9 protein-coding genes are annotated in these 10,180 nt (G+C 55.6%); 5 read left to right on the plus strand and 4 right to left on the minus strand.

What is annotated here, in order from left to right; all coding sequences use genetic code 11:
• The first annotated feature begins 40 nt into the window (after window positions 1-40).
• Together ENTMO_RS0111345 and ENTMO_RS0111350 are read left to right on the plus strand one after the other, a co-directional pair.
• Window positions 41-1,420, plus strand: coding sequence for an MFS transporter (locus ENTMO_RS0111345; protein WP_010430676.1), 1,380 nt, complete (start codon window positions 41-43; stop codon window positions 1,418-1,420).
• 223 nt (window positions 1,421-1,643) lie between these two features.
• Window positions 1,644-3,107 (plus strand): mannitol dehydrogenase family protein, encoded by a 1,464-nt coding sequence (locus ENTMO_RS0111350; protein WP_010430677.1) that lies wholly within the window; start codon window positions 1,644-1,646, stop codon window positions 3,105-3,107.
• 42 nt (window positions 3,108-3,149) lie between these two features.
• Here the strand turns inward: ENTMO_RS0111350 and ydfZ are convergent, their stop codons facing one another.
• Window positions 3,150-3,353: a putative selenium delivery protein YdfZ gene (gene ydfZ, locus ENTMO_RS0111355; RefSeq protein WP_010430680.1), complete on the minus strand. Its 204-nt coding sequence runs from the start codon at window positions 3,351-3,353 to the stop codon at window positions 3,150-3,152.
• A gap of 288 nt (window positions 3,354-3,641) precedes the next feature.
• Here ydfZ and ENTMO_RS0111360 point away from each other — a divergent pair, with 288 nt between their 5' ends.
• On the plus strand, window positions 3,642-4,073 hold the full coding sequence (locus ENTMO_RS0111360; protein WP_010430681.1) for a universal stress protein: 432 nt from the start codon (window positions 3,642-3,644) through the stop codon (window positions 4,071-4,073).
• Between the two features lie 34 nt (window positions 4,074-4,107).
• On the opposite strand, the gene ENTMO_RS0111365 is transcribed toward ENTMO_RS0111360, so the two are convergent.
• Both ENTMO_RS0111365 and ydfG read right to left on the minus strand, forming a co-directional pair.
• A complete protein-coding gene (locus ENTMO_RS0111365; RefSeq protein WP_010430684.1) occupies window positions 4,108-4,794 on the minus strand; it encodes a GntR family transcriptional regulator in 687 nt (228 codons plus the stop codon).
• 91 nt (window positions 4,795-4,885) lie between these two features.
• The gene (ydfG, locus tag ENTMO_RS0111370) at window positions 4,886-5,632 is read right to left on the minus strand and encodes a bifunctional NADP-dependent 3-hydroxy acid dehydrogenase/3-hydroxypropionate dehydrogenase YdfG (protein ID WP_010430687.1); all 747 of its coding nucleotides are present in this window, start codon (window positions 5,630-5,632) and stop codon (window positions 4,886-4,888) included.
• Between the two features lie 143 nt (window positions 5,633-5,775).
• Between ydfG and dcp the strand changes: the two genes are divergently transcribed.
• Window positions 5,776-7,809 (plus strand): peptidyl-dipeptidase Dcp, encoded by a 2,034-nt coding sequence (gene dcp / locus ENTMO_RS0111375; RefSeq protein ID WP_010430690.1) that lies wholly within the window; start codon window positions 5,776-5,778, stop codon window positions 7,807-7,809.
• A 45-nt stretch (window positions 7,810-7,854) separates the two neighbouring features.
• Here dcp and ENTMO_RS0111380 read toward each other — a convergent pair whose 3' ends face one another.
• Window positions 7,855-8,547: an MgtC family protein gene (locus ENTMO_RS0111380; protein ID WP_411326756.1), complete on the minus strand. Its 693-nt coding sequence runs from the start codon at window positions 8,545-8,547 to the stop codon at window positions 7,855-7,857.
• 434 nt (window positions 8,548-8,981) lie between these two features.
• On the opposite strand from ENTMO_RS0111380, the gene ENTMO_RS24065 reads away from it, so the two are divergent.
• A partial coding sequence (locus ENTMO_RS24065; protein WP_010430697.1) for an MFS transporter occupies window positions 8,982-10,180 on the plus strand: 1,199 nt, incomplete at its 3' end.

Raw genomic sequence — 10,180 nt, forward strand, 5'->3', positions numbered from 1 at the left:
CTCTATGTAGTACGCCTCTTACCTTTTAGAGATAGCCATTATGACGCAAGCACAACCTCAACGAACCACCTCCGATCTGGTGAAAGCCGCCGTTTCCGGCTGGCTCGGCACCGCGCTGGAGTTTATGGATTTCCAGCTTTATTCGCTGGGTGCCGCCCTGGTATTCCACGAAATCTTCTTCCCGGAACAGTCTGCCGCGATGGCGCTGATTCTGGCGATGGGGACCTACGGCGCGGGCTATATCGCGCGTATCGTCGGGGCTTTCATCTTCGGCAGAATGGGTGACAGCATTGGCCGTAAAAAGGTGCTGTTCATTACCATCACCATGATGGGGATCTGCACCACGCTGATTGGCGTGCTGCCGACCTACGCACAGATTGGGATTTTCGCGCCGGTCCTGCTGGTGACGCTGCGCATTATTCAGGGGCTGGGCGCTGGCGCGGAGATATCTGGCGCTGGCACGATGCTCGCGGAATACGCCCCGAAGGGGAAACGCGGCATTATCTCCTCGCTGGTGGCGATGGGGACCAACTGCGGGACGCTGAGCGCAACGGCCATCTGGGCTGTTATGTTCTTTGCCCTCGACCGTGAAGAACTTGTCGCCTGGGGCTGGCGCGTACCCTTCCTCGCCAGCGTCGTGGTGATGATCTTTGCCATTTGGCTGCGAATGAACCTGAAAGAGAGCCCGGTCTTTGAGAAAGTGAACGACGCAGAAACTGTCTCGCCGGTGGCTGCCCAGGAAAACGCCCTGGGTGCGATGTTCAAAAGCAAATCCTTCTGGCTGGCAACCGGGCTGCGCTTCGGACAGGCGGGTAACTCGGGTCTGATTCAGACGTTCCTGGCAGGCTATCTGGTACAGACGCTGCTGTTCGATAAGGCAATTCCCACCGATGCACTGATGATTAGCTCTGTCCTCGGGTTCATCACCATTCCTCTACTGGGCTGGCTGTCTGACAAGGTAGGGCGTCGGCTGCCGTACATCATCGTTAACACCTCCGCCATTCTTTTGGCTTACCCCATGCTGTCGATTATCGTCGATAAGAGCTACGCGCCGGGGACAATCATGCTTTCCATTATCGTCATTCATAACATTTCGGTACTGGGGCTGTTTGCGCTGGAAAACATCACCATGGCAGAGATGTTTGGCTCACGTAATCGCTTTACCCGCATGGCTATCTCCAAAGAGGCGGGCGGGCTGGCGGCGGTGGGCTTTGGTCCGGTACTGGCGGGGATCTTCTGCAACATGACCGGATCCTGGTGGCCGATTGTCGCCATGCTGGTTGCCTATTCCGTGATTGGGCTGGTCTCGGCAATCCTGATGCCGGAAGTGCGTGACCGTGACTTGAGCGCGGCAGAAGATGCGGCGGAAACGCCCCGGCGCGAATCAGTTGGCTATGGCGCACTCTCGTCACGACGTTAATGGTTTATATCCTGAGTAACTTGTCACATAACTTTTCGATCATGTCACACCACATGGACAAAAGTTAATATAAATCAATATCTGAAATTGAAGTATCAGTATGGTTGATGGCAGTTATTTTTTACCCCAACTGCCATTCTAGTTGGTGTAGTCAGCAGGCGCTGCCGCTTCGGAAGGAGAGCGGCAGCGGATCGCAGCTTTCATTAATTAACGAGTCTCAATCATGGAAAACCGGTTATTACAGGCGAAAGCGACGCTGCCTCAGTACGATCGCGGCAGCCTCAAAGCGCGCATTGTTCATTTAGGGTTTGGCGCATTTCATCGTGCGCATCAGGCAGTTTATACCGATATTCTTGCGGCTGAACACGGCAGCGACTGGGGATACTGCGAAGTGAATCTGATTGGTGGCGAACAGCAAATTGCCGATCTCAATGCGCAGGATAGCCTCTACACCGTCGCGGAGATGTCTGCCGATGCATGGACTACGCGCGTCGTCGGCGTGGTCAAAAGAGCATTGCACGCGCAGGTTGATGGGCTGGAAACCGTGCTGGCGGCGATGTGTGAACCTCAGGTCGCCATTGTCTCCCTGACCATCACCGAGAAAGGCTACTGCCACTCCCCCGCGACCGGACAACTGATGCTCGATCATCCGTTAATCGCCGCCGACCTGGAAAACCCGCTTCAGCCGAAATCTGCCCCTGGCGTCGTGGTTGAAGCGCTGGCGCGTCGTAAAGCGGCGGGTCTGCCTGCTTTCAGCGTAATGTCCTGCGACAACATGCCGGAGAATGGTCACGTCATGCGTAACGTAACTTGCGCCTACGCGCGCGCCGTAGACGGCGAACTGGCGGACTGGATAGAAGCCAACGTCACCTTCCCGTCAACGATGGTGGATCGCATTGTGCCTGCAGTCACCGCCGATACGTTGGATAAAATCGAGCAGTTGACCGGCGTACGCGATCCGGCGGGCGTGGCATGTGAGCCGTTCCGCCAGTGGGTTATCGAAGACAACTTTGTTGCTGGCCGTCCGCAGTGGGAAAAAGCAGGTGCCGAGCTGGTTGCAGATGTCATCCCGTTCGAAGAGATGAAGCTGCGTATGCTCAACGGCAGCCACTCGTTCCTGGCCTATCTCGGCTATCTGGCGGGGTATCAGCACATCAACGACTGCATGGAAGATGAAAACTACCGTGTAGCCGCGCACGCGCTGATGCTAAAAGAGCAGGCTCCCACGCTGAAAGTGAAAGGCGTTGATTTAGGCCATTATGCTGACCTGCTGATTGCGCGCTACAGCAACCCGGCACTGCGTCACCGCACCTGGCAGATCGCGATGGACGGCAGCCAGAAGCTGCCGCAGCGTATGCTGGACTCTGTGCGCTGGCACCGGGTGCACCAGAAGCCTTTCCCGCTGCTGGCGCTGGGCGTGGCCGGCTGGATGCGTTACGTCGGCGGTGTGGACGAGCAGGGTAATGCCATTGAGGTGAGCGACCCGCAGCTGGCGGTGATTCAGGCGGCAGTAAAGGGAAGCGCAGAGGGGCAAAGTCGCGTTAAGGCGCTGCTGGGCATTGAAGCCATTTTTGGAAACGAACTGCCGCAGGATGCCGTGTTTGTGAATGCGGTGATGGAGGCCTATCAGACGCTGCTGGATAAAGGCGCGAAAGCCACAGTGGCGCAGTACGCGGTACAACCGTAATTTATTTCATGCCGCCGCTGGCGGCGGCATGAATCTGCACGCTTAGTGCATTCCCAGACGAATCAGTTCGATCGGTTCGTACCTACCTTCACTTCCTTCCACTTCAACCGTTTTGCTGCGGCGCACCTGCGCGGCGTCCAGCCCCTCGCTGTGAATCGCTTTAATCACGCCGGTGCGGCCGGTGCCGCTAATCATGACCCGGCTGCCGGTGGTTATGGCGTTACGGTTACGGTCGTATGTCATCATGGTATTTTCTCCTCTCTTACTCTTCGCTACGGCGCTATTTTACCTTCTGCCGTTCACGGGCATTATTAATACGCCTCTCGCCGCCTAAATTATTTGTTTTTGATCAAGGTCACACTTTTTTTATCCTCAGTGCAGCCCGCTGACGGTTCCGGACGGTAATTTACAAAGCCGACAATTATTTTCCTTAATGGATAATTTCACCCTGCAAGCGTTGAGGGTTTGTTTATATTGCCAATGGCACTCTTGAGTCAGGAAATAATCCTCTCATCGGAATAAGGAGTCAGGCTTATGTACAAGAAAATATTGATGCCTGTAGACGTGTTTGAAATGGACTTGAGCGATAAAGCGGTACGCCACGCGGCCAATCTGGCAAAAGCTGAAGGCGCGTCGATTACCCTGGTCAACATTCTGCCTAACAGCAGCCGCTCGCTGCTGCGCGGGTTCAACGCGGACATAAAGAAGTTTGAAGAGTATATGACCGCGGAGTCTGAGAAAAAAATGACGGCGTTAAAACGACTCTTCGATATTTCGCCGAATGATATTCACTGCAAAGTATGCTTTGGCAACGTGCGTGATGAAATTATCAAGCTCAGCAAAGAAGGGGAGTATGACGTTATTGTCATCGGATCGAAAAATCCGAGTATCACCACCCATCTGCTGGGGTCAAACGCGGAATCTATTCTGCGCTACGCCACGATTCCGGTATTAGTCGTTCGCTAATCACATCGCCGCACCCGAAAGGTGGCGGCGAATATTACTCTTCGCTAAACCACTCGCTATTTTCCTGACGGATTAGCTGGACCGATTCGCTAATTTCCTGCAGATGCAGCGTCATCGCGTTTTCCACGCCGTCCGCGTCGCGTTTTTCCAGCGCGCTGAAAATATCATGGTGTTGGCGGAGCAACATTTCCGGCGGGGAAACATGGTCAAGGCTCATGTAGCGCACGCGGTCGATGGTGGCTTTGATGTTTTCGATGGTATCCCACGCTAGCTGACAATCCGCAATTTGCGCCAGTTTCTGGTGGAATTCGTCATCAAGCTGGAAGAAGTCGTTGAGCTGCTCACGGTCAATCGCAATCCGCTGCTGATGCAGGTTTTGCTCCAGCAGGTAACACTGGTTGTCATCGATAAGCGTTGCGGCGCGACGTGCCACTGCGCATTCAATGGCCTGGCGGACGAAACAGCCATTACGGACTTGCGAAAGGGAAATCTTATTTACATAGCTGCCGCGCTGGGGGCGGATCTGAATCAGGCCATTTTCAGCAAGTTTGATAAACGCCTCGCGCACCGGTTGACGGGACACGTCAAAACGCACCGAGACCTCTTTTTCAGAGAGCGGCGTTCCCGGCGGGATCAGGCAGTGGACGATATCGCGTCGTAAAATACGATAGATTTGCTGGTTAACGGGCTGGGTAGGATTGAGTTGTGATTCAGCGGCCATGGGTTGCGATTTCTCAGAGAGTTAACCTGAACATACTACCATTCTTTTGCCTGCCATCACATACCCGGCCCGCAGGCCGGGAAGGGCCTAATTAGCCTCTATGGACGCTAAGTCCGGCAAAGCTCTGGCTGACTGGCATCATCTCAACGGTGTTGATGTTGACGTGTTTTGGCAGCGTCGCCACCCACCAGACTGTTTCAGTGATGTCTTCTGGCGTCAGGGCATTGGCGTTTTCGTAGGTTTTGTCCGCTTTCGCGTCATCGCCTTTAAAACGCACGTTCGAGAACTCGGTCCCACCCACCAGGCCTGGTTCGATATCGGTGACGCGAATGGCGGTGCCGTGCAGGTCGGTGCGCAGGTTAAGGCTGAACTGGCGCACAAACGCTTTCGTTGCGCCATAGACGTTGCCGCCCGCGTAAGGCCAGCTCCCGGCAGTCGAGCCGATGTTGATGATGTGACCGCGGTTGCGCTCGACCATACCCGGCAGCACGGCGCGGGTCATATACACCAACCCTTTGTTGTTGGTGTCGATCATGTTTTCCCAGTCTTCAACGCTGGCTTTGTGGGCGGGCTCCATGCCCAGCGCCAGACCGGCATTGTTAACCAGCACGTCGATGGCGCGCCATTCTGCTGGCAGATTAGCAATCATCTCTTCAATAGCCGCGCGGTTACGCACGTCCAGCTGCGCGGTCAGGATGCTGTCACCTAACGCCTCTTTCAGCTCCTGCAGGCGCTCCTGACGGCGACCGGTCGCAATCACCTTGTGTCCGTTGGCGACGAAGCGACGCGTGATGCTTTCACCAAAACCCGCTGTCGCCCCGGTAACTAAAATAATCATCTCACTGTTCCTCAACGCTTTTTGTGTTGTATTAACATAGCACGCTCTCAGGCGCGCCGTTAAGGCAACATTTGTATGACGCCATTGCAGGCCAGGGCTGCCTGTCCTACTCTGGGGAGATATACCGTTCTCAGGAGTGAAAGATGTCGGCCAATAACCCTTTTTTTGACATTAGCCTGTTGCCTTATCAGGCGCCGCGTTTTGATGAGATTAACGATAGCCACTATCGCCCGGCCTTCGATGAAGCGCTTCGCCAGAAGCGGGCGGACATTGCTGCCATTGTCGCTCAGGCCGCTGCGCCAGACTTCACCAACACCGTGCTGGCGCTGGAGAAAAGCGGCGCCATGCTTTCCCGCGTAAACAGCGTATTTTTTGCCATGGCCTCCGCGCACACCAATGCGTACCTGCAGGAGCTGGAGGAGCAGTTCTCTACCGAACTTGCCGCGCTGGCGAACGATATCTGGCTGAATGACACCCTTTTCGCCCGCGTGGAGAGCGTCTGGCAGGATCGTGCTGCGCTGGACGCTGAATCTCGTCGGCTGGTCGAGGAGACATTCCAGCGGTTTATTCTGGCCGGTGCGCGTCTGAATGAGACGGAAAAAGCCGAGCTGAAGGCGCTGAATACCGAGGTGGCCTCCCTGACCAGCCAGTTTAATCAGCGCCTGCTGGCTGCCAATAAGGCGGGTGGGCTGGTAGTGGATTACGCGCATCAGCTTGAGGGGCTTAGCGCAGACGAGATTGCCACTGCCGCGCAGGCCGCTGCGGAGAAGGGGCTAAACGATCGCTGGCTGATCCCGCTCCTGAACACCACCCAGCAGCCAGCGCTATCGGCGCTGCGTAATCGTCAGACGCGCGAAAACCTGTTCAACGCAGGCTGGACGCGTACCCAGAAAGGGGATGAAAACGACACTCGCGAGCTGATCCTCCGTCTGACGGCGCTGCGCGCGCGGCAGGCCCGGCTGCTCGGATTTGACGATTACGCCAGCTGGAGCACTGCCGACCAGATGGCGAAAACGCCCGATGCCGCGCTGGCCTTTATGCGCGGCATAGTGCCGGCCGCCCGTGCCCGCGCGGAACGCGAGCAGGCCGATATTCAGAACGTGATTGACGACGAGCAGAGTGGCTTTGACGTGCAGGCCTGGGACTGGGCATTTTATGCCGAGCGCGTGCGCCAGGCAAAATATGCCCTCGATGAGTCGCAAATCCGGCCCTATTTCGCGCTCAACACCGTGCTGCAGGATGGCGTATTTTGGGCGGCAAGCCAGCTGTTTGGCATCCGCTTCTTCGAGCGCTTCGATATTCCGGTTTATCATCCGGACGTCCGCGTATGGGAGATTTTCGACCACACGGGTGAAGGTATGGCGTTGTTTTACGGCGACTTCTTTGCGCGCGATTCCAAGCAGGGCGGGGCGTGGATGGGGAATTTCGTCGAGCAATCTTTCGAGTTTGCTGCCCGTCCGGTGATCTACAACGTCTGTAACTACCAAAAGCCGGCTAACGGCGGCGTTGCGCTTCTTTCCTGGGACGACGTGATAACCCTCTTCCACGAGTTTGGCCATACGCTGCACGGACTGTTTGCCAGCCAGCGTTTCGCCACGCTGTCCGGTACCAATACCCCGCGTGACTTCGTTGAATTCCCGTCGCAAATCAACGAGCACTGGGCCAGCCATCCGCAGGTATTTACCCACTACGCCCGCCATTACGAAACCGGCGAACCGATGCCGGACGCGCTGCGGGAAAGCATGCTCAACGCGACGCATTTCAACAAGGGCTATGACATGACGGAACTGCTGGGGGCCGCGCTGCTGGATATGAACTGGCACGGCATCGGTGAAGCCGTTTCGAGCGTAGAAGATTTTGAAGCGGCAGCGTTGAAAAAAGAGGGGCTGGATCTGCCTGCCGTGCCACCGCGCTATCGCAGCAGCTATTTTGCCCATATTTTTGGCGGGGGCTACGCGGCAGGGTATTACGCCTACCTGTGGACGCAGATGCTGGCGGACGATGGCTACCAGTGGTTTGTCGAGCAGGGCGGCCTGACGCGTGAAAACGGGCAGAAATTCCGCGAGGCGATTTTGTCGCGCGGCAATAGTACTGATTTAGCTGAACTTTACCGGAACTGGCGTGGGCACGATCCGAAGATTGAGCCAATGCTGGAAAATCGCGGGTTAAACGAGTAGCGTGAATTTTGCTGAATATAGAACCGGGCGCGATGCCCGGTTTTTTTATATAGCCTGGCAGCTTACAGAAGCGATAATTTTATTCCCACCAATGTTGCCCATAATCAGATCGAGTACTTTTCGATATTCCTCTCGAGTCATGACTTCGGCCCGTATTTCCGTGGTTCCTGTTATTTCCGTCGTAGCTGAAGAAATCGCTTTCAGGCCTAACGTCAACTCTTTTGCCATATTTACCACGCGCTGCCGTACGACGTCACCATGTTCGTCACTGCAGGTGATTTTCAGGATGTAGCATTTCTCACCCTCATGAACCGCAGGAAGCTGATTAATGCGCTGAGCGGCTTCGCGAAGCAATATGTTGGCGCACAGAATAATTAAGCTGGCCATGGCGGCGTTCCAGAACTGGCCTAATCCGCATAATACGCCTATACCGGCAGAGCACCACAGCGTTGCGGCGGTATTTAACCCACGAATATTCATTCCTTCACGCATGATCACGCCAGCCCCAAGAAATCCTATTCCGGAAACAATCTGCGCCGCGATGCGTCCTGGGCTATCGGGCGAGGTGGATACGGAACTCAAAATAAACACCGCAGCGCCGGTGGCAACCAGAGCATTGGTTCTAAGCCCGGCCATTCGCTGACGCCATTGTCTTTCCGCGCCAATAATCGCGCCCAGCAGCATCGCTGCGAGCAGATGAGAGATATAAGGGAACATAAGCTTGTCGCCTGTTAACATATTTCAAATAAGAAGCATCAGTGCGGCGTAAAGCACAGTGACACCGTTAAACGCTATGTCTGTCAGGACGAAGGTGGCGGGAAGAGGGTGTTATTAAACATGAACATTGCGATTACCCACAAATTAAGCGGTACGTATTGTGTCGGGATGCAATCGCTGAAAGGGGATTGCTGCCCACCGTGAGGGTAAGCAGCGAAAATATCGCGTTAGCTTACCTTCGTATTCACTATAAAATGACTTTCCAACGAAGGGCTCCTGTAAAATTTCTTGCCAGTATAATCACGCTTTATAGTGAGTAAAGCGAAAAAGCAGCGTTCTTTATGAATCGTTTAAGTTCAGGAAAAACGTTTTTTTGAGCCGTCATCTGATTTTCAACGCTATCCCGTATACTGCATTCTGTTCACTACAGGCGATAACATGCAAAGGCAGGAAGTATGTCTGTTCGTTCGCTGCGGGCGTTATGCCTGACAAGTTTTTTCATTGCCGATGTCCGTGATGGCCTCGGTCCCTTTCTCGGCATCTTTCTGACTGAACGCCACTGGACCCCCGATGGTATCGGCATCCTGATGACGGCCGGTGGGCTGGCTGGATTACTGGCCACGCTTCCGGCTGGTTTTATTACCGATACCTCCCGAAACAAACGCTCTGTGCTGGCACTGGTCTGCATCTTGATCACCCTGAGCACGTTGCTGATCTGGTTTAGCCAGCAAACTGGCGTTGTCGCCGCTTCGCAAATGATCACCGGCATCTGCGCGGCGTTTGTGGGGCCGCTGATTGCCGGGATTACGCTAGGCCTGACCGGTCAGGGCGGGTTCAGCGCGCAGATGGGCAAAAACGAGGCGTTTAATCACGCGGGCAATTTCATGACCGCACTGATTGCAGGCGGAATTGCCTGGTACTGGGGCGTCGGGGGGATTTTCCTGCTGATGACCTGTACGACGCTGCTCACGCTCTGCGCGATGCTTGCCATCCGCAACGAAGACATCGACAACGATGCGGCGCGTGGACTCTCATCTTCAGCGAACCTGCCAGTGCCCGGCTTTGCGGTGCTGATTAAAAACCGCGCGCTATTTGTGACCGGACTGACGCTACTGCTGTTCCACCTTGCGAACGCTGCGCTTCTGCCGATGCTGAGCATGAGGGTTGCTGCGGCACCCGCCCCGATCAACCCCGGTTTGTATGCCGCAGGTACCGTCATCATCTCTCAGGCCGTGATGATCCCCGTCGCACTTTGGGTCGCAGGCCGGGTTGAACGCTACGGTTATTGGCGCTTAATTATGCTGGCACTGCTGGTCATGCCGGTGCGCGCTGCGCTGGCGGCGTCTACGGACGCGCCTTTGATGATGATCCCGGTACAAATCCTCGACGGTCTGGCTGCCGGGATCCTGGGCGTCGTGGTACCGTCGTTTATTGTGGTACTTTTGCGCGGGAGCGGGCACGTCAATGCCGGGCAGAGTGTGGTGATGCTGATGCAGGGGGTTGGGGCATCCATGAGCCCGGCGTTAACCGGGACGATCGCCGGTCATTACTCGTTTGCGACGGCATTCAGTGTACTGAGCGCGATTGCCCTTGTTGCCGTCCTGCTCTGGTGGCGATGTGCTCACCGGACCTGGGAAATACCTGCGCCGGGTGG

It is taken from the genome of Enterobacter mori LMG 25706, from assembly GCF_000211415.1.
GTDB classification, from domain to species: Bacteria; Pseudomonadota; Gammaproteobacteria; order Enterobacterales; family Enterobacteriaceae; genus Enterobacter; species Enterobacter mori.